The sequence below is a fragment of the Streptomyces sp. NPDC048496 genome (assembly GCF_043200055.1).
Classification (GTDB): domain Bacteria; phylum Actinomycetota; class Actinomycetes; order Streptomycetales; family Streptomycetaceae; genus Streptomyces.
Map to the genome: position 1 here is coordinate 1 of NZ_JBICXB010000003.1, position 22,390 is coordinate 22,390.

Sequence of the window (22,390 nt, forward strand, 5' to 3'; positions counted from 1 at the left end):
GGAAGCCCACGTCATCGATGGCGTACGCCTCGGGTGAGATGTGCGCCGCAGCCCACCGGGCCAGCCGTTCCCGGACCTTGGAGTAGTCCCAGGTGGAGGAGGAGACGAACTGCTGGAGCTGCTGGTGGTCCACGCCCAGGCGCTCGGCCATCGGCTGCATCGACTTGCGCTTGCCGTCCAGCATCAGCCCGCGCAGGTACAGCTCGCCCTTGGCCCGCTGGTCCCGACGCGCCAACGAGCCCAGCATCTCCGCCGCGAACGCCTCCAGACGCGGCCGGACCTCTTCCATCTCCTCAGGTGTCACACCTGAAAGAAGATCACAACCCTACCCCTGGCTGAACATCCGGGGTACCTAACAAAGCCCTACTAGAGTGCTGCACGGAATCGGGGCACAGCCGGGCCGGTGCGGGCTCGCAGGTGGGCCCGTCTCCCGGCCGTCGCGCTTGTCAGGCCGGCTTCGCCAGCCAGTCGTCGATCCCGGAGAGCAGCCGCCCCCGTACGTCGGACGGCGCCGCCGACCCCCGTACCGACTGCCGCGCCAGCTCCGCCAGCTCCTCGTCCGTGAACGCGTGATGGCGGCGTGCGAGTTCGTACTGCGCGGCCAGTCGGGAGCCGAAGAGCAGCGGGTCGTCCGCGCCGAGCGCCATCGGCACCCCGGCCTCGAACAGAGTGCGCAAGGGTACGCCCGACGGCTTCTCGTAGACGCCCAGTGCCACGTTCGACGCGGGACACACCTCGCAGGTCACCCCGCGCTCCGCCAGTCTGCGCAGCAGCAGCGGGTCCTCGGCGGCCCGTACGCCGTGGCCGATCCGGGCCGCGTCGAGGTCGTCCACGCAGTCCCGCACGCTCGACGGGCCGGCCAGCTCCCCGCCGTGCGGGGCCGCCAGCAGGCCGCCCTCCCTGGCGATGGCGAAGGCCCGGTCGAAGTCGCGCGCCATCCCGCGCCGCTCGTCGTTGGAGAGCCCGAAGCCGACGACGCCCCGGTCCGCGTAGCGCACCGCGAGCCGTGCCAGCGTCCGCGCGTCCAGCGGGTGCTTCATCCGGTTCGCGGCGATCACCACCCGCATCCCGAGCCCGGTCTCGCGGGCGGCGGCGTCCACCGCGTCCAGAATGATCTCGATCGCCGGGATCAGCCCGCCGAGCAGCGGGGCGTACGAGGTGGGGTCGACCTGGATCTCCAGCCAGCCGGAGCCGTCTGCGACGTCCTCCTGGGCCGCCTCGCGCACCAGCCGCTGGATGTCCTCGGGCGCCCGCAGACAGGACCGGGCGATGTCGTAGAGCCGCTGGAAGCGGAACCAGCCGCGCTCGTCGGTGGCCCGCAGCTGGGGCGGTTCGCCGCCGGTCAGTGCCTCCGGCAGGCGTACGCCGTGCTTGTCGGCGAGTTCGAGCAGTGTCGTGGGCCGCATCGACCCGGTGAAATGCAGGTGCAGGTGAGCCTTGGGCAGCAGGTGAAGGTTGCGAACGGCGTCCATTCACCCTCCGTAACTGTTACGCTCCGACCTGTGCCGCTAGGGCGCCGGGCAGGGCTTGTCCGTCATGAGGCCGCACAGTAGGCCAAGTGAGAAGCCCCCTGCTGAAGGGGGAGGAGTCACTCCAAGATCCTGCCGTAAAAATCTCGGACCAGGCAGCCCGTTTCACCGAACGAGTGTTGCCTGAACGCACAAACGGGTCTCCGGATTTCACCGGAGACCCGTTCGCGTGTCCGAAGCCGATCAGGCCTTGGCCTCGCCCAGCAGCTTCTGGAGCCGCGACACGCCCTCGACGAGGTCCTCGTCGCCCAGCGCGTACGACAGCCGCAGGTAGCCCGGAGTGCCGAAGGCCTCGCCCGGAACGACCGCGACCTCGGCCTCGTCCAGGATCAGTGCCGCCAGCTCGACCGAGGTGGCCGGGCGCTTGCCGCGGATCTCCTTGCCGAGCAGCGCCTTCACCGACGGGTAGGCGTAGAACGCGCCCTCGGGCTCCGGGCACAGCACGCCGTCGATCTCGTTCAGCATCCGCACGATGGTCTGCCGACGGCGGTCGAAGGCGGTCCGCATCTCGGCGACCGCGTCCAGGTTCCCGGAGACGGCGGCCAGCGCGGCGACCTGAGCGACGTTGGAGACGTTGGACGTGGCGTGCGACTGCAGGTTGGTCGCGGCCTTGACGACGTCCTTCGGGGCGATGAGCCAGCCCACGCGCCAGCCGGTCATCGCGTACGTCTTGGCGACACCGTTGACCACGATGCACTTGTCGCGCAGGGCGGGCACGAGCGCCGGCAGCGAGGTGAACTTCGCGGTGCCGTAGACCAGGTGCTCGTAGATCTCGTCGGTCAGCACCCACAGGCCGTGCTCGACGGCCCACTCGCCGATCGCCTTGGCGTCCGCCTCGCTGTACACCGCACCGGTCGGGTTCGACGGGGAGACGAACAGGACGACCTTCGTACGCTCGGTGCGCGCCGCCTCCAGCTGCTCGACGGAGACCCGGTAGCCGGTGGTCTCGTCGGCCACGACCTCCACCGGGACACCGCCGGCGAGGCGGATCGACTCGGGGTAGGTGGTCCAGTACGGCGCCGGGACGATGACCTCGTCGCCCGGATCGAGGATCGCGGCGAACGCCTCGTAGATGGCCTGCTTGCCGCCGTTGGTCACCAGGATCTGGGAGGCGTCGACCTCGTAACCGGAGTCGCGCAGCGTCTTCTCCGCAAGGGCGGCCTTGAGCTCGGGGAGCCCGCCGGCGGGGGTGTAGCGGTGGTACTTCGGGTTGCGGCAGGCCTCGACCGCGGCGTCGACGATGTAGCCGGGGGTCGGGAAGTCGGGCTCGCCGGCACCGAAGCCGATCACCGGACGGCCGGCGGCCTTGAGGGCCTTGGCCTTGGCGTCGACGGCGAGGGTGGCGGATTCGGAGATGGCACCGATGCGGGCGGAGACCCGGCGCTCGGAGGGGGGAGTTGCAGCGCTCATGGGCCCCATCGTCCCAGACCCCGATCCCTGTCGGCGCACGGGTTTCAGGGACCGGACAGGACTCGGACAGCATGTGGACAACATGCGGCCACGAGCTGTCGGGAGCTGTCTGTTCGACGCCGGGCCGCTGAGCACGTACACTCACCTGTCGTTGGCCTTCACCAGCCACACCGTTGCTGCACCCGGGGTACCGGGAAAGATGCGGTAGGTTGGTGGAAACCACAAAGGGTCGTAGCTCAATTGGTAGAGCACTGGTCTCCAAAACCAGCGGTTGGGGGTTCAAGTCCCTCCGGCCCTGCTACACACTCCTTCGCCAGGATGTGTGCGCATGTACGTACTTCAATGCACCGCCGTGCGGCTCCACCGGGCGCGGCACGGCCATGACCCGGAATCAGGTGAGTAGCGTGACGGACGCCGTGGGCTCCATCGACATGCCTGATGCTGAGGATGAAGTACCCGAGTCGAAGAAGAAGACTCGGAAGGGCGGCAAGCGCGGCAAGAAGGGCCCCCTGGGCCGTCTCGCGCTGTTCTACCGCCAGATCGTCGCCGAGTTGCGCAAGGTTGTCTGGCCGACTCGCAACCAGCTCACGACGTACACGTCCGTGGTGATTGTCTTCGTCGTCGTCATGATCGGTCTTGTTACCGTGATTGACTTCGGATTCCAGCGGGTCATCAAGTACGTCTTCGGCTGATCCCGCGGAGGGCGCCCCAGGGCGCCCCTTTCGCATGTTCCACCCATTTGTATCCAGGAAGAAGCAGCCACCGTGTCTGACCCGAACCTGAACGACGCCGTCGACTCGACGGCGGGCGACGTCGAGTCCGCCGAGGACGAGTTCGAGATCGTCGAGGCGGCGGACGCTGTGGAGCCGGACCAGGCCGAAGCCGGCGACGCCGCCGCGGGCGAGCCCGCCGAGCAAGCCGCCCTGCACGTCGAGGACGACGAGGACGAGACCGGCTCCGACGACGAGACCGACTCCGAGGACGAGGACAGCGCGTCCGAGGGCGACGAGGAGGCCGAGGAAGAGGCCGAGCCGGCCGCTCCCGTCGACGCCGTCACCGCGCTCCGTGACGAGCTCCGCGGTCTCCCCGGCGAGTGGTACGTCATCCACACGTACGCCGGTTACGAGAAGCGCGTGAAGGCCAACCTGGAGCAGCGCGCCGTCTCGCTCAACGTCGAGGACTTCATCTACCAGGCCGAGGTGCCCGAGGAAGAGATCGTCCAGATCAAGAACGGCGAGCGGAAGAACGTCCGTCAGAACAAGCTCCCGGGTTACGTCCTGGTGCGCATGGACCTGACGAACGAGTCCTGGGGCGTCGTCCGCAACACGCCCGGCGTCACCGGCTTCGTGGGCAACGCCTACGACCCGTACCCGCTGACCCTGGACGAGATCGTCAAGATGCTCGCCCCGGAGGCCGAGGAGAAGGCCGCCCGCGAGGCCGCAGAGGCCGAGGGCAAGCCGGTTCCGTCCCGCAAGGTCGAGGTCCAGGTGCTGGACTTCGAGGTGGGCGACTCGGTCACCGTCACCGACGGCCCGTTCGCGACGCTGCAGGCGACCATCAACGAGATCAACGCCGATTCGAAGAAGGTCAAGGGTCTCGTCGAGATCTTCGGCCGCGAGACCCCGGTCGAGCTCAGCTTCGACCAGATCCAGAAGAACTAGTCCCCCTCCCGGCAGGCTTTGCCCCGTCGCGGCAGAGCTTGCCGGTCACGGCACCAGCGGTTTCCGCCGACTCCTGGACACATGCCTTCCGAGCAGGTCAGAGAGGCTTCGCAGCTTCTCTGACCTGCTCGGTTTTTGGTCGCGCAGCTATACCCGTTATCGTTGTGCGGTATGCCTGCATCCGGATGACCGGATGACGGCGAAAAACTCTCACTAGGACCCGGAGAGAGCAATGCCTCCCAAGAAGAAGAAGGTCACGGGGCTTATCAAGCTCCAGATCAACGCCGGTGCGGCCAACCCGGCCCCGCCGGTCGGCCCCGCGCTCGGCCAGCACGGCGTCAACATCATGGAGTTCTGCAAGGCCTACAACGCCGCGACCGAGTCGCAGCGTGGCATGGTCGTGCCGGTGGAGATCACGGTCTACGAGGACCGTTCCTTCACCTTCGTGACGAAGACCCCGCCGGCCGCCAAGCTCATCCTCAAGGCCGCGGGTGTGGACAAGGGCTCCGGCGAGCCGCACAAGACCAAGGTCGCGAAGCTCACGAGCGCCCAGGTCCGCGAGATCGCCACGGTCAAGCTGCCCGACCTGAACGCCAACGACCTGGACGCCGCGTCGAAGATCATCGCCGGCACCGCCCGTTCGATGGGCATCACGGTCGAGGGCTGATCAGCCCCCGTAGTCCTTCAGTGGCAGGGCCAAGCGCTGGCCCGTACCACGCCTCCACACCTGAAACCACAGGAGCAGAAGTGAAGCGCAGCAAGAACCTCCGCGCTGCGGACGCCAAGGTCGACCGGGAGCGGAACTACGCCCCCCTCGAGGCCGTCCGTCTCGCCAAGGAAACCGCCACCACCAAGTTCGACGGCACCGTCGAGGTCGCGTTCTGCCTGGGTGTAGACCCGCGCAAGGCCGACCAGATGGTCCGTGGCACCGTGAACCTCCCGCACGGCACCGGCAAGACCGCCCGGGTCCTGGTCTTCGCGACCGGTGACCGTGCTGCGGCCGCGGAAGCCGCGGGCGCCGACATCGTCGGCGCCGACGAGCTCATCGACGAGGTGGCGAAGGGCCGTCTGGACTTCGACGCCGTCGTCGCCACTCCGGACCTCATGGGCAAGGTCGGCCGCCTCGGCCGTGTGCTCGGTCCGCGTGGTCTGATGCCGAACCCGAAGACCGGTACGGTCACCCCCGATGTCGCGAAGGCTGTCAACGACATCAAGGGCGGCAAGATCGAGTTCCGCGTCGACAAGCACTCGAACCTGCACTTCATCATCGGCAAGGTCTCCTTCGATGACACGAAGCTGGTCGAGAACTACGCCGCGGCGCTGGAGGAGATCCTCCGTCTGAAGCCGTCCGCCGCCAAGGGCCGCTACATCAAGAAGGCCACCCTGGCCACCACGATGGGCCCCGGCATCCCGCTGGACGCCAACCGCACCCGTAACCTCCTCGTCGAGGAGGACCCGGCCGCCGTCTGAGCCTCCGCGCTCGTACGAAAGCCGTGTCACGTGTGACATTGACGGGCCCCGCAACCTTTCGAGGTGCGGGGCCCGTCCTCGTGTCCGCCAGGACGACGTACGGGGCGCCGCCACGCACTACTCCGGGACGGCCGACGTCGACGGGGCGACCGCGAAGAACTCCCGGCTCGACGCCGATACGGCACCCAAGTCACGGTCGAGGGGCCTCCTGCCGCCGACACGGTGGACTTCCAGAAGCTCGTGGAGCAGCAGCAGGGCAGCACTACGGGCGCGTCTTAAACCTCCCGCACCGCCCGAACCGGGACGGATTTGCTCGGCACGACCCCGGTCGCGTACTCTCCTCCAGAAGCCAAAGACCGCTGGTCGTTGCTGCGCTCTCGCAAGAGGGGGTAGTGACCGAAGGATCCGTTGAGTGCGGACGACCTGCGCAGGTGACTGTGGAAAGCTCCCGGACTCCGTCCGGTCGAGCTGCGCCCTGGCACCTGTGCCGGGGCGTTTCGTCTTTCCCGGCCCCTTCTGAGCGGTCCTCATCACCCGGAAGGAGGCCGACGCTCATGGCAAGGCCCGACAAGGCTGCCGCGGTAGCCGAGCTCGCGGACCAGTTCCGCAGCTCGAACGCCGCTGTGCTGACCGAGTACCGGGGTCTCACCGTGGCACAGCTCAAGCAGCTGCGCCGTTCGCTCGGTGAGAACGCCCAGTACGCCGTGGTGAAGAACACGCTGACCAAGATTGCGGCCAACGAGGCCGGGATCGACACGCTGGACGACCTGTTCGCAGGCCCGACGGCGGTTGCCTTCGTCACCGGTGACCCGGTGGAGTCGGCGAAGGGTCTTCGTGACTTCGCCAAGGACAACCCGAACCTCATCATCAAGGGCGGTGTCCTTGACGGTAAGGCGCTGTCCGCAGATGAGATCAAGAAGCTTGCGGACCTCGAGTCCCGCGAGGTTCTGCTCGCCAAGGTGGCCGGTGGGATCAAGGCGTCGATGGCCAAGGCCGCGGCGACTTTCCAGGCCCCTCTGTCGGAGTTCGTCCGCACCGCGGACGCCCTTCGCGCCAAGGTCGAGCAGGGCGGTGCCGGTACGCCGGCTCCCGCCGACGCCGAGGTGGCGGAGTAACACTCCGCCCCACGGCTCGCAGCGGGCCCGTACGCCCGCCTTCATATACACCCGGCACCTGCCGACTTAGTGGAAGGACGCCATCATGGCGAAGCTGTCCCAGGACGAGCTGCTCGAGCAGTTCGAGACCCTGACCCTCATCGAGCTCTCCGAGTTCGTCAAGGCGTTCGAGGAGAAGTTCGACGTCAAGGCTGCCGCTCCGGTCGCCATTGCCGCCGCCGGTGGCGCTGCCGCCGCCGCCGAGGCCGTCGAGGAGCAGGACGAGTTCGACGTCATCCTCACCGGCGCCGGCGAGAAGAAGATCCAGGTCATCAAGGTCGTGCGTGAGCTGACCTCCCTGGGTCTGAAGGAGGCCAAGGACCTCGTCGACGGCACCCCGAAGCCGGTCCTCGAGAAGGTCGCGAAGGAGGCCGCCGAGAAGGCTGCCGAGTCCCTCAAGGCCGCTGGCGCCTCGGTCGAGGTCAAGTGACCCTGCGAGTCTTCTGACTCGTCTGGACTGCTCGTGCCGCACGGCACGGACGTCACATCGCGAAGGGCGACCACCCGAACGGGTGGTCGCCCTTCGGCGTACCCGAGGCGGTTGCCTTGCTCTTCCGCGGTTGACGAGTATGGTGATCTTCGCCGTACGCCTCTCGGGGCCGTCGGCCGATGCCGAGGGGCGGCGGGTGACGGTCTCGGGGGGCTCTGTCCTGGCAGGGGGGCCTTGACGAACCGCACGCGGCGCGCAATTCTCAGGACGCGTCGTCACATCGATCCGAATCCGAGGCATGGATCGATGACGAAGAGGGCAGTAAAGAAGAGCGCATCCCGCGCGAGGGCGATTCATAGGTGTTGAGAACAGCTGTTGCGAGCTACGAGGGTCTCTGAGAACCCGGACTGGACATCAGTGTGCCGTTTGGCTACACTGACCCTTTGCGCTGCCTGTTAGCTGCCTCCTGCCCGTCACCAGGGGCATGCCCACGCTTGAGCACCGATGGCCGATCCTCCCTGACCTGGGATTTCTGTCTCCGTGTCCAACTTGGGACCGGTACGCGCGTAGTGAGTCCGAGCCCTCGGAAGGACCCCCTCTTGGCCGCCTCGCGCAACGCCTCGACCGCGAATACGAACAACGGTGCCAGCACCGCCCCGCTGCGCATCTCTTTTGCAAAGATCAAGGAGCCCCTCGAGGTTCCGAACCTCCTCGCGCTGCAGACCGAGAGCTTTGACTGGCTCCTCGGCAATGCCGCCTGGAAGGCTCGCGTCGAGGCTGCTCTGGACAGTGGACAAGACGTCCCCACCAAGTCCGGCCTGGAGGAAATCTTCGAGGAGATTTCACCGATCGAGGACTTCTCCGGGTCGATGTCGCTTACGTTCCGCGACCACCGCTTCGAGCCCCCGAAGAACTCGATCGACGAGTGCAAGGAGCGCGACTTCACGTTCGCCGCCCCGCTCTTCGTCACGGCCGAGTTCACCAACAACGAGACCGGCGAGATCAAGTCCCAGACGGTCTTCATGGGCGACTTCCCGCTCATGACCAACAAGGGCACCTTCGTCATCAACGGCACCGAGCGTGTCGTCGTGTCGCAGCTCGTCCGCTCGCCGGGTGTCTACTTCGACTCCTCCATCGACAAGACGTCCGACAAGGACATCTTCTCCGCCAAGATCATCCCGTCCCGGGGTGCCTGGCTCGAGATGGAGATCGACAAGCGCGACATGGTCGGTGTCCGCATCGACCGCAAGCGCAAGCAGTCCGTGACCGTTCTCCTGAAGGCCCTCGGTTGGACCACCGAGCAGATCCTCGAGGAGTTCGGCGAGTACGAGTCCATGCGCGCCACCCTGGAGAAGGACCACACCCAGGGCCAGGACGACGCGCTGCTCGACATCTACCGCAAGCTGCGCCCGGGCGAGCCGCCCACCCGCGAGGCTGCTCAGACGCTGCTCGAGAACCTCTACTTCAACCCGAAGCGCTACGACCTCGCGAAGGTCGGACGCTACAAGGTGAACAAGAAGCTCGGCGCCGATGAGCCGCTGGACGCCGGGGTGCTCACCACCGACGACGTCATCGCGACCATCAAGTACCTGGTCAAGCTGCACGCCGGGGAGACCGAGACGGTCGGCGAGTCCGGCCGGACGATCGTCGTCGAGACCGACGACATCGACCACTTCGGCAACCGTCGTCTGCGCAACGTCGGCGAGCTCATCCAGAACCAGGTCCGTACGGGTCTCGCCCGTATGGAGCGCGTCGTGCGTGAGCGTATGACCACCCAGGACGTCGAGGCGATCACGCCGCAGACCCTGATCAACATCCGGCCGGTCGTCGCCTCCATCAAGGAGTTCTTCGGCACCAGCCAGCTGTCTCAGTTCATGGACCAGAACAACCCGCTGTCGGGTCTCACCCACAAGCGCCGTCTGTCGGCACTTGGCCCGGGTGGTCTCTCCCGTGAGCGGGCCGGCTTCGAGGTCCGTGACGTGCACCCGTCCCACTACGGACGCATGTGCCCGATCGAGACCCCTGAAGGCCCGAACATCGGTCTGATCGGTTCGCTCGCCTCGTACGGACGTGTCAACGCGTTCGGCTTCATCGAGACGCCGTACCGCAAGGTCGTCGACGGTCAGGTCACCGACGAGGTCGACTACATCACCGCCGACGAGGAAGACCGCTTCGTGATCGCCCAGGCGAACGCGACGCTCTCCGAGGATCTGCGCTTCGTCGAGCCCCGCGTCCTGGTCCGCCGTCGTGGCGGAGAGGTCGACTACGTGCCCGGCACGGACGTCGACTACATGGACGTCTCGCCGCGCCAGATGGTGTCCGTCGCCACCGCGATGATCCCCTTCCTGGAGCACGACGACGCCAACCGTGCACTCATGGGCGCGAACATGATGCGGCAGGCGGTGCCGCTGATCAAGTCGGAGGCCCCGCTCGTCGGCACCGGCATGGAGTACCGCTGCGCCACCGATGCCGGTGACGTCCTGAAGGCCGAGAAGGACGGTGTCGTCCAGGAGGTCTCCGCGGACTACATCACCGTCACCAACGACGACGGCACGTACACCACGTACCGCATCGCCAAGTTCTCGCGCTCCAACCAGGGCACCTCGGTCAACCAGAAGGTCGTCGTCTCCGAGGGCGACCGGGTCATCGAGGGCCAGGTCCTCGCCGACGGGCCGGCCACCGAGAACGGTGAGATGGCGCTCGGCAAGAACCTGCTCGTGGCGTTCATGCCGTGGGAGGGTCACAACTACGAGGACGCGATCATCCTGTCGCAGCGCCTCGTGCAGGACGACGTCCTCTCCTCGATCCACATCGAGGAGCACGAGGTCGACGCCCGTGACACCAAGCTCGGCCCGGAGGAGATCACCCGGGACATCCCGAACGTCTCGGAAGAGGTCCTCGCCGACCTCGACGAGCGCGGCATCATCCGTATCGGTGCCGAGGTCGTCGCCGGTGACATCCTCGTCGGCAAGGTCACGCCCAAGGGTGAGACCGAGCTGACCCCCGAGGAGCGCCTGCTCCGCGCGATCTTCGGTGAGAAGGCGCGCGAGGTGCGCGACACCTCGCTGAAGGTGCCGCACGGTGAGATCGGCAAGGTCATCGGCGTCCGCGTCTTCGACCGCGAAGAGGGCGACGAGCTGCCGCCGGGCGTGAACCAGCTGGTCCGCGTCTACGTCGCGCAGAAGCGCAAGATCACCGATGGTGACAAGCTCGCCGGCCGTCACGGCAACAAGGGCGTCATCTCGAAGATCCTCCCGATCGAGGACATGCCGTTCCTGGAGGACGGCACCCCGGTCGACATCATCCTCAACCCGCTGGGTGTCCCGTCCCGAATGAACCCGGGACAGGTCCTGGAGATCCACCTCGGCTGGCTCGCCAGCCGCGGCTGGGACGTCTCCGGCCTCGGTGACGAGTGGGCCAAGCGCCTGCAGGCCATCGGCGCCGACCAGGTCGCCCCCGGCACCAACGTCGCCACGCCCGTCTTCGACGGTGCGCGCGAGGACGAGATCTCCGGTCTCTTCGAGGCCACGATCCCGAACCGCGACGGCGACCGCCTGGTCCAGCCCTCCGGCAAGGCCAAGCTGTTCGACGGCCGCTCCGGTGAGCCGTTCCCGGACCCGGTTTCGGTCGGGTACATGTACATCCTCAAGCTCCACCACCTCGTCGACGACAAGCTGCACGCTCGCTCGACGGGTCCGTACTCCATGATCACCCAGCAGCCGCTGGGTGGTAAGGCTCAGTTCGGTGGACAGCGCTTCGGTGAGATGGAGGTGTGGGCGCTGGAGGCATATGGCGCCGCTTACGCCCTCCAGGAGCTGCTGACGATCAAGTCCGACGACGTGACCGGCCGCGTGAAGGTCTACGAGGCCATCGTCAAGGGCGAGAACATCCCCGAGCCGGGCATTCCCGAGTCCTTCAAGGTGCTCATCAAGGAAATGCAGTCGCTCTGCCTCAACGTGGAGGTGCTCTCCTCGGACGGCATGTCCATCGAGATGCGCGACACGGATGAGGACGTCTTCCGCGCGGCGGAGGAGCTCGGTATCGACCTGTCCCGGCGCGAGCCGAGCAGCGTCGAAGAGGTCTGACGGGCTGGTCGGCCGCCCCGCTCAGGGGCGGCCGGCTCTCCCCGGACCCGTTCAGACCATTGATTGAGACTCGACCCCGAAAGAGGGATTGACGACAAGTGCTCGACGTCAACTTCTTCGACGAGCTGCGGATCGGCCTTGCCACCGCGGACGACATCCGGACCTGGTCGCACGGCGAAGTGAAGAAGCCGGAGACCATCAACTACCGCACGCTCAAGCCCGAAAAGGACGGACTCTTCTGCGAGAAGATCTTCGGTCCGACCCGGGACTGGGAGTGCTACTGCGGCAAGTACAAGCGTGTCCGCTTCAAGGGCATCATCTGTGAGCGTTGTGGCGTGGAGGTCACGCGCGCCAAGGTGCGTCGTGAGCGCATGGGCCACATCGAGCTTGCCGCTCCCGTCACTCACATCTGGTACTTCAAGGGCGTCCCGTCGCGCCTCGGCTACCTGCTCGATCTCGCGCCGAAGGACCTCGAAAAGGTCATCTACTTCGCCGCGTACATGATCACGTTCGTGGACGAGGAGCGCCGTACGCGTGACCTGCCCTCGCTGGAGGCGCACGTCTCCGTCGAGCGTCAGCAGGTCGAGAACCGTCGCGACTCCGACCTGGAGGCCCGCGCCAAGAAGCTCGAGACCGACCTGGCCGAGCTCGAGGCCGAGGGTGCCAAGGCCGACGTACGCCGCAAGGTGCGCGAAGGTGCAGAGCGTGAGATGAAGCAGCTGCGCGACCGTGCGCAGCGCGAGATCGACCGTCTCGACGAGGTGTGGAACCGCTTCAAGAACCTCAAGGTCCAGGACCTCGAGGGCGACGAGCTGCTCTACCGCGAGCTGCGTGACCGCTTCGGCACGTACTTCGACGGCTCCATGGGTGCCGCTGCCCTGCAGAAGCGCCTGGAGTCCTTCGACCTCGACGAGGAGGCCGAGCGCCTCCGCGAGATCATCCGTACCGGCAAGGGCCAGAAGAAGACCCGTGCGCTCAAGCGCCTCAAGGTCGTCTCCGCGTTCCTGCAGACCAGCAACAGCCCCAAGGGCATGGTGCTCGACTGCGTGCCGGTCATCCCGCCGGACCTGCGTCCGATGGTGCAGCTGGACGGTGGCCGCTTCGCGACCTCCGACCTGAACGACCTGTACCGCCGTGTGATCAACCGCAACAACCGCCTCAAGCGTCTCCTTGACCTCGGTGCCCCCGAGATCATCGTGAACAACGAGAAGCGGATGCTGCAGGAGGCCGTCGACGCGCTGTTCGACAACGGCCGCCGCGGTCGCCCGGTCACCGGCCCGGGCAACCGCCCGCTGAAGTCCCTGAGCGACATGCTCAAGGGCAAGCAGGGTCGTTTCCGTCAGAACCTTCTCGGTAAGCGTGTGGACTACTCCGCGCGTTCCGTGATCGTCGTCGGTCCGCAGCTGAAGCTGCACCAGTGCGGTCTGCCGAAGGCGATGGCGCTGGAGCTCTTCAAGCCGTTCGTGATGAAGCGCCTGGTCGACCTGAACCACGCGCAGAACATCAAGTCGGCCAAGCGCATGGTCGAGCGCGGCCGCACCGTGGTGTACGACGTCCTCGAAGAGGTCATCGCCGAGCACCCGGTGCTGCTGAACCGTGCACCGACCCTGCACCGCCTCGGCATCCAGGCCTTCGAGCCGCAGCTGGTCGAGGGCAAGGCCATCCAGATCCACCCGCTCGTCTGCACCGCGTTCAACGCGGACTTCGACGGTGACCAGATGGCCGTGCACCTGCCGCTCTCCGCGGAGGCGCAGGCCGAGGCCCGCATCCTGATGCTGTCCTCGAACAACATCCTGAAGCCGGCCGACGGTCGTCCCGTCACCATGCCGACCCAGGACATGGTGCTGGGCCTGTTCTTCCTCACCACGGACGAGGAGGAGCGCAAGGTCATCGGCCAGGGCCGTTCCTTCGGTTCCACGGCCGAGGCGATCATGGCCTTCGACGCCGGCGAGCTGTCGCTCCAGGCGCAGGTCGACATCCGCTTCCCGGTGGGCACCATCCCGCCGCGTGGCTGGGTGCCGCCGGTCGCCGAGGAGGGCGAGCAGGAGTACCAGCAGGGCGACACGTTCCGGCTGCGTACGTCCCTGGGCCGCGCGCTCTTCAACGAGCTGCTGCCCGAGGACTACCCGTTCGTCGACTACTCGGTGGGCAAGAAGCAGCTCTCCGAGATCGTCAACGACCTGGCCGAGCGCTACCCCAAGGTCATCGTGGCGGCGACGCTCGACAACCTGAAGGCGGCCGGTTTCCACTGGGCGACCCGCTCGGGTGTCACCGTGGCCATCTCCGACGTCGTCGTGCCCGAGGCCAAGAAGGCCATCGTCGCGGGTTACGAGGCTCAGGACGAGAAGGTCCAGAAGCAGTACGAGCGCGGTCTGATCACCAAGGACGAGCGCACGCAGGAGCTCATCGCGATCTGGACCAAGGCGACCAACGAGGTTGCCGAGGCGATGAACGCGAACTTCCCGCGGACGAACCCCATCTTCATGATGGTTGACTCGGGTGCCCGAGGAAACATGATGCAGATGCGTCAGATCGCCGGTATGCGTGGTCTGGTGTCCAACGCCAAGAACGAGACCATCCCGCGTCCGATCAAGGCGTCCTTCCGTGAGGGCCTCACCGTTCTGGAGTACTTCATCTCCACGCACGGTGCCCGTAAGGGTCTGGCGGACACCGCCCTGCGTACCGCCGACTCGGGTTACCTGACCCGTCGTCTGGTGGACGTCTCGCAGGACGTGATCATCCGCGAGGAGGACTGCGGCACCGACCGTGGCCTCAAGCTGAAGATCGCCGTCAAGGGTGCGGACGGTGTGCTCCGCAAGACGGAGGACGTCGAGACCTCGGTCTACGCCCGCATGCTCGCCGAGGACGTCGTCGTCGACGGCAAGGTCATCGCGCCTGCCAACGTCGACCTCGGTGACGTCCTGATCGACGCCCTGGTGGGCGCCGGCGTCGAGGAGGTCAAGACCCGTTCGGTCCTGACCTGTGAGTCCGCGGTCGGCACCTGTGCCTTCTGCTACGGACGCTCGCTCGCCACCGGCAAGCTGGTCGACATCGGCGAGGCGGTCGGCATCATCGCCGCCCAGTCCATCGGTGAGCCCGGTACCCAGCTGACGATGCGTACCTTCCACACCGGTGGTGTGGCCGGTGACGACATCACCCAGGGTCTGCCCCGTGTCGTCGAGCTCTTCGAAGCCCGTACGCCCAAGGGTGTCGCCCCGATCTCGGAGGCGGCCGGCCGCATCCGTATCGAGGAGACCGAGAAGACCAAGAAGATCGTCGTCACCCCGGACGACGGCAGCGAAGAGACGCCGTTCCCGATCTCGAAGCGTGCCCGTCTGCTCGTGGGCGAGGGCGACCACGTCGAGGTGGGCCAGAAGCTCACCGTGGGTGCCACCAACCCGCACGACGTGCTGCGCATCCTCGGTCAGCGCGCGGTCCAGGTCCACCTGGTCGGCGAAGTCCAGAAGGTGTACAACTCGCAGGGCGTGTCGATCCACGACAAGCACATCGAGATCATCATCCGGCAGATGCTGCGCCGCGTGACGATCATCGAGTCCGGTGACGCGGAGCTGCTGCCGGGCGAGCTGGTCGAGCGGTCGAAGTTCGAGACCGAGAACCGTCGTGTGGTCACCGAGGGCGGTCACCCCGCCTCCGGCCGTCCGCAGCTGATGGGTATCACCAAGGCCTCGCTCGCCACCGAGTCGTGGCTCTCGGCGGCGTCCTTCCAGGAGACGACCAGGGTTCTGACCGACGCGGCGATCAACGCCAAGTCGGACTCCCTGATCGGCCTCAAGGAGAACGTCATCATCGGTAAGCTCATCCCGGCCGGTACGGGCCTGGCCCGCTACCGCAACATCCGGGTCGAGCCGACCGAGGAGGCCAAGGCAGCGATGTACTCGGCCGTCGGCTACGACGACATCGACTACTCGCCGTTCGGCACGGGCTCCGGCCAGGCCGTTCCGCTGGAGGACTACGACTACGGTCCGTACAACCAGTAAGCGAGTCGTTCGAAGGTCTGAACGACTGAAGGGCGGTCACCCCGTTGCGTACGGGGTGACCGCCCTTCGGCGCGCGCGGGGTCGGCGTCCGGGCTGTGGAAAGGGCCGCAGGCGGTGCGGCCGGGTCGGGTAGCCGGGGTAGCCGGAGAGCAGCCGGGCCGGGGTGTCCGGGGCGGCGGATACGGCACCCCGCGCCGTCGGCCGGGCGGGCTGTGGCCCGGAATGCCGCGGCTCGCCGGACCGCGGCGGGGCAGTGTGTCCTGTCCCGCCGGCCCCGTGCACGGTCCCGCGCCCGGGCGTCCAGCGGCAGCTGTGGCGGCGCGGAGTCCTGTTGGACCACTCGGGAAGCCGCTGGTTCGGAACGTTGCTCAGCGCCCGCAGGGCGAGCTTCTTCGGCCCCTCCCGCTCGTGGCTCTCCGCCGCTGCCGAGCAACGGGCCGGCCGGGTCCGTCTGGGCCTGGATCATGCGAGGTTGGTTCTTGCGCATGCTGTCCAGGGCGAGGCGGGAGTTTATGGGTGGTCAGCGAGGGGGGAGTGCCCCTCGGCGCGCCCCGCCGGCCGGTGGGACGAGAGGCTGATGAAAGTGACCGGGGCATGTGCGGGGAACGACCGGTTTGCACCAGGTGGTGAACGGGACGCAACGCTCTGTCCTGCGTGTCCCGGCGGATAGCATTTGTTTTGACCGGAGTCCGTGAGGTAGGTACGCTCAGACCTTGTGCCTGGGGTGTGCCTGGGCTCGTGTGCGTGTCCTCAACCGCACGGCGAGTTCGTCAGTGGCCACCGCGATCTGTGCCCCTTCTGCCCTCGGGCGGGAGTCCACAGCATTCGACACACCCGACCGCGTGGGTCGGTGACGTTCCAGGTTAGTTTCACGAACGGCACACAGAAACCGGAGAAGTAGTGCCTACGATCCAGCAGCTGGTCCGGAAGGGCCGGCAGGACAAGGTCGAGAAGAACAAGACGCCCGCGCTTGAGGGTTCGCCCCAGCGCCGCGGCGTCTGCACGCGTGTGTTCACGACCACCCCGAAGAAGCCGAACTCGGCCCTCCGTAAGGTCGCGCGTGTGCGTCTGACCTCCGGCATCGAGGTCACGGCCTACATCCCGGGTGAGGGACACAACCTGCAGGAGCACTCCATTGTGCTCGTGCGTGGTGGCCGTGTGAAGGACCTGCCGGGTGTTCGCTACAAGATCATCCGCGGCTCCCTTGACACCCAGGGTGTCAAGAACCGCAAGCAGGCCCGCAGCCGCTACGGCGCCAAGAAGGAGAAGTAAGAATGCCTCGTAAGGGCCCCGCCCCGAAGCGCCCGGTCATCATCGACCCGGTCTACGGTTCTCCTCTTGTCACCTCGCTGATCAACAAGATCCTGCTCAACGGCAAGCGTTCCACTGCCGAGCGGATCGTGTACGGCGCCATGGAAGGCCTCCGCGAGAAGACCGGCAACGACCCGGTCATCACGCTGAAGCGCGCGCTTGAGAACGTCAAGCCCTCGCTCGAGGTCAAGTCCCGCCGTGTCGGTGGCGCCACCTACCAGGTGCCGATCGAGGTCAAGCCCGGTCGCGCCGCCACCCTCGCGCTGCGCTGGGTCGTGGGTTACTCCCGCGCCCGCCGCGAGAAGACGATGACCGAGCGCCTCATGAACGAGCTGCTCGACGCCTCCAACGGTCTTGGCGCTGCTGTCAAGAAGCGCGAGGACACCCACAAGATGGCCGAGTCCAACAAGGCCTTCGCGCACTACCGCTGGTAGTCGCTACCCACATCGAGACCGAGAGAAGATTGAGCCTTATGGCCACCACTTCGCTTGACCTGGCCAAGGTCCGCAACATTGGGATCATGGCCCACATCGACGCGGGCAAGACGACCACCACTGAGCGGATCCTCTTCTACACCGGTGTTTCTTACAAGATCGGTGAAGTCCACGACGGCGCAGCCACGATGGACTGGATGGAGCAGGAGCAGGAGCGCGGCATCACGATCACGTCCGCCGCGACGACCTGCCACTGGCCGCTCAATGATGTTGACCACACCATCAACATCATCGACACCCCGGGTCACGTCGACTTCACCGTCGAGGTGGAGCGTTCGCTCCGCGTCCTCGACGGCGCTGTCACCGTGTTCGACGGTGTGGCGGGCGTCGAGCCGCAGTCCGAGACCGTCTGGCGTCAGGCGGACCGCTACGGCGTGCCGCGTATCTGCTTCGTCAACAAGCTCGACCGTACGGGTGCCGAGTTCCACCGCTGCGTCGACATGATCGTCGACCGCCTCGGTGCGGTCCCGCTCGTCATGCAGCTCCCCATCGGCGCCGAGGCCGACTTCAAGGGCATCGTCGACCTCGTGTCGATGAAGGCCTTTGTGTGGCCGGAAGAGGCCGCCAAGGGCGAGATGTACGACACCGTCGACATCCCGGACACCCACATCGAGGCAGCTCAGGAGTGGCGCGGCAAGCTGCTCGAGGCCGTCTCCGAGAACGACGACCAGATGATGGAGCTGTACCTGGAGGGCGTCGAGCCCACCGAGGAGCAGCTGCACGAGGCGATCCGTCGGATCACCCTCGCATCGAAGGGCGGCGCGGGCTCCGTCACCGTCACCCCGGTGTTCTGTGGCACGGCGTTCAAGAACAAGGGCGTCCAGCCCCTGCTCGACGCGGTCGTCCGCTACCTGCCTTCCCCCCTGGACGTCGAGGCCATCGAGGGCCACGACGTCAAGGACCCCGAGGTTGTCGTCAAGCGCATGCCCTCGGACGACGAGCCGTTCTCCGGCCTGGCGTTCAAGATCGCGAGCGACCCGCACCTCGGCAAGCTCACCTTCGTCCGGATCTACTCCGGTCGCCTCGAGGCCGGCACCGCGGTGCTGAACTCGGTCAAGGGCAAGAAGGAGCGCATCGGCAAGATCTACCGTATGCACGCGAACAAGCGTGAGGAGATCGCGTCGGTGGGCGCCGGTGACATCATCGCCGTCATGGGCCTGAAGCAGACCACCACCGGTGAGACGCTGTGTGACGACAAGAACCCGGTGATCCTGGAGTCCATGGACTTCCCGGCGCCGGTCATTCAGGTCGCCATCGAGCCCAAGTCCAAGGGTGACCAGGAGAAGCTGGGTGTCGCCATCCAGCGCCTCTCCGAGGAGGACCCGTCCTTCCAGGTGCACTCCGACGAGGAGACCGGCCAGACCATCATCGGTGGTATGGGCGAGCTTCACCTCGAGGTGCTCGTCGACCGCATGAAGCGCGAGTTCCGCGTCGAGGCGAACGTCGGCAAGCCGCAGGTCGCGTACCGCGAGACGATCCGCAAGGCCGTCGAGCGCATCGACTACACGCACAAGAAGCAGACTGGTGGTACCGGCCAGTTCGCGAAGGTGCAGATCGCCCTTGAGCCCATCGAGGGTGGCGACGCGTCCTACGAGTTCGTCAACAAGGTCACCGGTGGCCGCATCCCCCGTGAGTACATCCCCTCGGTGGACGCGGGTGCTCAGGAAGCCATGCAGTTCGGCATCCTGGCCGGTTACGAGATGGTCGGCGTCCGCGTCACCCTTCTCGACGGTGGTTACCACGAGGTCGACTCCTCCGAGCTCGCCTTCAAGATCGCCGGTTCGCAGGCGTTCAAGGAGGGTGCCCGCAAGGCGTCCCCCGTGCTCCTCGAGCCGATGATGGCCGTCGAGGTCACCACGCCCGAGGACTACATGGGCGATGTGATCGGCGACCTCAACTCCCGCCGTGGCCAGATCCAGGCCATGGAGGAGCGCAGCGGCGCTCGCGTCGTGAAGGGCCTCGTGCCCCTCTCGGAGATGTTCGGCTATGTCGGAGACCTCCGCAGCAAGACCTCGGGTCGCGCAAGCTACTCGATGCAGTTCGACTCCTACGCCGAGGTTCCGCGGAACGTCGCCGAGGAGATCATCGCGAAGGCCAAGGGCGAGTAACTCTCCCGAGCTCACGCTTTAGGCTTGTCACCGGAGCCTGATGGGGGCATTCGTCGCAGAGCGCAAGCAATGCGGTGAATGCCCCTGGCCCCGGCATCCCAGCAAAGATCACCTGGCGCCGATGAAGCAAGGCGTACAGAACCACTCCACAGGAGGACCCAGTGGCGAAGGCGAAGTTCGAGCGGACTAAGCCGCACGTCAACATCGGCACCATCGGTCACATCGACCACGGTAAGACGACCCTCACGGCCGCCATTACCAAGGTGCTGCACGACGCGTACCCGGACCTGAACGAGGCCTCGGCCTTCGACCAGATCGACAAGGCTCCTGAGGAGCGCCAGCGCGGTATCACGATCTCGATCGCGCACGTCGAGTACCAGACGGAGTCGCGTCACTACGCGCACGTCGACTGCCCGGGTCACGCGGACTACATCAAGAACATGATCACGGGTGCCGCGCAGATGGACGGCGCCATCCTCGTGGTCGCCGCCACCGACGGCCCGATGCCGCAGACCAAGGAGCACGTGCTCCTGGCCCGCCAGGTCGGCGTTCCGTACATCGTCGTCGCCCTGAACAAGGCCGACATGGTGGACGACGAGGAGATCCTGGAGCTCGTCGAGCTCGAGGTCCGTGAGCTCCTCTCCGAGTACGAGTTCCCGGGCGACGACCTGCCGGTCGTCAAGGTCTCGGCGCTCAAGGCTCTTGAGGGCGACAAGGAGTGGGGCCAGACCGTCCTCGACCTGATGAAGGCCGTCGACGAGTCGATCCCGCAGCCCGAGCGCGACGTCGACAAGCCGTTCCTGATGCCGATCGAGGACGTCTTCACGATCACCGGTCGTGGCACCGTCGTCACCGGTCGTATCGAGCGTGGTGTCCTGAAGGTCAACGAGACCGTCGACATCGTCGGTATCAAGCAGGAGAAGACCACCACCACGGTCACCGGCATCGAGATGTTCCGCAAGCTGCTCGACGAGGGCCAGGCCGGTGAGAACGTCGGTCTGCTCCTCCGTGGCATCAAGCGCGAGGACGTCGAGCGCGGCCAGGTCATCATCAAGCCCGGTTCGGTCACGCCGCACACCGAGTTCGAGGCCCAGGCCTACATCCTGTCGAAGGACGAGGGTGGCCGCCACACCCCGTTCTTCAACAACTACCGCCCGCAGTTCTACTTCCGTACCACGGACGTGACGGGCGTTGTGACCCTTCCCGAGGGCACCGAGATGGTCATGCCGGGCGACAACACCGTCATGAACGTCGTGCTGATCCAGCCGGTCGCCATGGAAGAGGGCCTGAAGTTCGCCATCCGTGAGGGTGGCCGGACCGTGGGCGCCGGCCAGGTCACCAAGATCGTCAAGTAATTACCTGACTGTCTGACCTGGTAGCTCCGCACAGAGCACCAAGAAGGGCCCCGGCCCGCCGCGCAAGCGGTGGACCGGGGCCCTTCGGCGTGTGACGACGCCGCGTGGACCCCGAGTCAGCCCACGGCGTCCCGCTGCGGTGCGGGGCCTCGGGGCGTGTCCGGGCGCCGGGTCCGGCCCACGGTCCGGCTGCCGCTCGGCAGTGGCAGCCGGACCAGCAGACGGAAGTGTCCCGGGGACGGCCGCTCGGTGGTCACGGTTCCGCCGAGTTCGGCGGCGCGGGCGGCGAGGTTGGTGAGGCCGGTGCTCGGGGCGGCCGCACCGGGGGAGTCGGGGGCGTCGTTGTCCACGGAGAATTCGACGGACCGGTCGGTGGCTGCCTTGCGGATGATGCTCAGGGAGATCGAGCAGTGGGCGGCGCGGGAGTGGCGCAGGACATTGGCGACGGCCTCCCGCGCGACCACGGCGAGACAGTGGTCGACGGCCCGGGGCAGATCATCGGCGGTGAACGGCGCGATGTCGCTGCGCACGGTGATCCCGGCGGCGGCGAGGACCTGGGCCGCCTGGGCGAGCTCCGTGGCCAGCGACAGGGTGACGTTGTCGCGGGAGACGGCCCGGACCTCGGCGAGGGTGCGCCGGGCGATCCGGGCGATCTCGTCGAGGGCGACGGCGGGCTCCTCGTCCTCCACGCCCAGGGAGGCGCGCATCGCGATCAGGGTGAGCGCCGAACCGAGGACGTCGTGCAGGTCGCGCGCGACGCGGTCGCGTTCGGTCTGTACGGCGGTGTGGGCGGCGTGGTTCTGGGCGGCGTGCAGCCGGGCGACGAACAAGGAGAGATGGGCGATGCCGTAGACGCTGCCCGCGGTGATCAGGGTGGCGAGCAGAACGCCGAGTCCGCTGCGGTTGTCGAACTCAAGGCCGTTGACCAGGAGCGGACCGCTGGCACAGACCGCCGCGGTGACGATCAGGGAGGCGGGACGCGGAACGGTCAGCAGGACGGCTCCGGCCAGGAACCCCAGCAGGTTCAGCCAGGGCAGTTTGAGCAGCAGTACCGGTCCGTAGGTGAGGGCCGCCTGGATGATCAGGAGCAGCCAGCGGGAGCGGTAGCGCAGGCGGTACGGCGGGGGAGCGTACTGCCCGAGGAGTACGGCGGGCAGGAGGATCAGCAGGATCAGGGCGGTCACGGCCGACCGGCGGCTTAACGGGAGCGTGACCAGGTCCAGAGCGAGCAGCGCGACGGTCCCGCCGACCAGGAGAACAAGCGCGGTGCCAGTTGTGCGGGCGTGGCGAGGGGAAGGACGACGGAAACGGGACATCCACTTTCAGGACTTGGGAGGGGCGCGGAGGGCTGTATGCCGGGTCGGGCCGGGGTCGGTCGTGGTCTG

General features: G+C 66.9%; 16 protein-coding genes and 1 tRNA gene. 13 read left to right on the forward strand and 4 right to left on the reverse strand.

Features of this window, described 5'->3' with window-relative positions; all coding sequences use genetic code 11:
• The 3 genes from ACGFSA_RS04325 to ACGFSA_RS04335 form a co-directional block, all read right to left on the reverse strand.
• A partial coding sequence (locus ACGFSA_RS04325; RefSeq protein ID WP_393299491.1) for a transposase occupies window positions 1-304 on the reverse strand: 304 nt, incomplete at its 3' end.
• A 142-nt stretch (window positions 305-446) separates the two neighbouring features.
• A complete protein-coding gene (locus ACGFSA_RS04330) occupies window positions 447-1,472 on the reverse strand; it encodes an adenosine deaminase (protein WP_393299494.1) in 1,026 nt (341 codons plus the stop codon).
• A gap of 240 nt (window positions 1,473-1,712) precedes the next feature.
• Window positions 1,713-2,939 carry a pyridoxal phosphate-dependent aminotransferase gene (locus tag ACGFSA_RS04335; RefSeq protein ID WP_393299497.1) on the reverse strand — a complete coding sequence of 409 codons (1,227 nt, stop codon included), beginning with the start codon at window positions 2,937-2,939 and terminating at the stop codon, window positions 1,713-1,715.
• A 225-nt stretch (window positions 2,940-3,164) separates the two neighbouring features.
• Here ACGFSA_RS04335 and ACGFSA_RS04340 point away from each other — a divergent pair.
• The 13 genes from ACGFSA_RS04340 (at window position 3,165) to tuf (ending at window position 21,005) form a co-directional block, all read left to right on the forward strand.
• Window positions 3,165-3,237, forward strand: a tRNA-Trp gene (locus ACGFSA_RS04340).
• Window positions 3,238-3,343: 106 nt separating this feature from the next.
• Window positions 3,344-3,631 carry a preprotein translocase subunit SecE gene (secE, locus tag ACGFSA_RS04345; RefSeq protein WP_073732696.1) on the forward strand — a complete coding sequence of 96 codons (288 nt, stop codon included), beginning with the start codon at window positions 3,344-3,346 and terminating at the stop codon, window positions 3,629-3,631.
• A gap of 72 nt (window positions 3,632-3,703) precedes the next feature.
• Window positions 3,704-4,600 carry a transcription termination/antitermination protein NusG gene (nusG, locus tag ACGFSA_RS04350; protein ID WP_393299501.1) on the forward strand — a complete coding sequence of 299 codons (897 nt, stop codon included), beginning with the start codon at window positions 3,704-3,706 and terminating at the stop codon, window positions 4,598-4,600.
• A 232-nt stretch (window positions 4,601-4,832) separates the two neighbouring features.
• Window positions 4,833-5,267 (forward strand): 50S ribosomal protein L11, encoded by a 435-nt coding sequence (gene rplK, locus ACGFSA_RS04355; RefSeq protein ID WP_030914099.1) that lies wholly within the window; start codon window positions 4,833-4,835, stop codon window positions 5,265-5,267.
• Window positions 5,268-5,347: 80 nt separating this feature from the next.
• On the forward strand, window positions 5,348-6,070 hold the full coding sequence (rplA, locus tag ACGFSA_RS04360; RefSeq protein WP_358856896.1) for a 50S ribosomal protein L1: 723 nt from the start codon (window positions 5,348-5,350) through the stop codon (window positions 6,068-6,070).
• A gap of 554 nt (window positions 6,071-6,624) precedes the next feature.
• Window positions 6,625-7,185, forward strand: coding sequence for a 50S ribosomal protein L10 (gene rplJ, locus ACGFSA_RS04365; protein ID WP_030914107.1), 561 nt, complete (start codon window positions 6,625-6,627; stop codon window positions 7,183-7,185).
• A gap of 85 nt (window positions 7,186-7,270) precedes the next feature.
• On the forward strand, window positions 7,271-7,654 hold the full coding sequence (gene rplL / locus ACGFSA_RS04370; protein ID WP_393299506.1) for a 50S ribosomal protein L7/L12: 384 nt from the start codon (window positions 7,271-7,273) through the stop codon (window positions 7,652-7,654).
• Between the two features lie 599 nt (window positions 7,655-8,253).
• Window positions 8,254-11,739 (forward strand): DNA-directed RNA polymerase subunit beta, encoded by a 3,486-nt coding sequence (gene rpoB, locus ACGFSA_RS04375; RefSeq protein WP_393299509.1) that lies wholly within the window; start codon window positions 8,254-8,256, stop codon window positions 11,737-11,739.
• A gap of 98 nt (window positions 11,740-11,837) precedes the next feature.
• A complete protein-coding gene (locus tag ACGFSA_RS04380) occupies window positions 11,838-15,737 on the forward strand; it encodes a DNA-directed RNA polymerase subunit beta' (protein ID WP_393299512.1) in 3,900 nt (1,299 codons plus the stop codon).
• 900 nt (window positions 15,738-16,637) lie between these two features.
• Window positions 16,638-17,009, forward strand: coding sequence for a 30S ribosomal protein S12 (gene rpsL, locus ACGFSA_RS04385; protein WP_003948652.1), 372 nt, complete (start codon window positions 16,638-16,640; stop codon window positions 17,007-17,009).
• 2 nt (window positions 17,010-17,011) lie between these two features.
• Window positions 17,012-17,482, forward strand: a complete 471-nt coding sequence (gene rpsG / locus ACGFSA_RS04390; RefSeq protein WP_030977935.1) for a 30S ribosomal protein S7 — start codon at window positions 17,012-17,014, stop codon at window positions 17,480-17,482.
• A 38-nt stretch (window positions 17,483-17,520) separates the two neighbouring features.
• A complete protein-coding gene (fusA, locus tag ACGFSA_RS04395) occupies window positions 17,521-19,650 on the forward strand; it encodes an elongation factor G (RefSeq protein ID WP_393299516.1) in 2,130 nt (709 codons plus the stop codon).
• A 161-nt stretch (window positions 19,651-19,811) separates the two neighbouring features.
• Window positions 19,812-21,005 (forward strand): elongation factor Tu, encoded by a 1,194-nt coding sequence (gene tuf, locus ACGFSA_RS04400; protein ID WP_266358734.1) that lies wholly within the window; start codon window positions 19,812-19,814, stop codon window positions 21,003-21,005.
• Window positions 21,006-21,121: 116 nt separating this feature from the next.
• On the opposite strand, the gene ACGFSA_RS04405 is transcribed toward tuf, so the two are convergent.
• Complete coding sequence (locus ACGFSA_RS04405; protein ID WP_393299521.1) at window positions 21,122-22,189, reverse strand: sensor histidine kinase; 1,068 nt, start codon at window positions 22,187-22,189, stop codon at window positions 21,122-21,124.
• Window positions 22,190-22,390 lie beyond the last annotated feature (201 nt).

Excerpts from the sequence above, each read along its gene's own strand:
- fusA (WP_393299516.1), top strand. The coding sequence starts at position 17,521 with ATGGCCACCACTTCGCTTGACCTGGCCAAGGTCCGCAACATTGGGATC.
- rplL (WP_393299506.1), top strand. The coding sequence starts at position 7,271 with ATGGCGAAGCTGTCCCAGGACGAGCTGCTCGAGCAGTTCGAGACCCTG.
- rplJ (WP_030914107.1), top strand. The coding sequence starts at position 6,625 with ATGGCAAGGCCCGACAAGGCTGCCGCGGTAGCCGAGCTCGCGGACCAG.
- ACGFSA_RS04335 (WP_393299497.1), bottom strand. The coding sequence starts at position 2,939 with ATGAGCGCTGCAACTCCCCCCTCCGAGCGCCGGGTCTCCGCCCGCATC.
- rplK (WP_030914099.1), top strand. The coding sequence starts at position 4,833 with ATGCCTCCCAAGAAGAAGAAGGTCACGGGGCTTATCAAGCTCCAGATC.
- rpsG (WP_030977935.1), top strand. The coding sequence starts at position 17,012 with ATGCCTCGTAAGGGCCCCGCCCCGAAGCGCCCGGTCATCATCGACCCG.
- ACGFSA_RS04330 (WP_393299494.1), bottom strand. The coding sequence starts at position 1,472 with ATGGACGCCGTTCGCAACCTTCACCTGCTGCCCAAGGCTCACCTGCAC.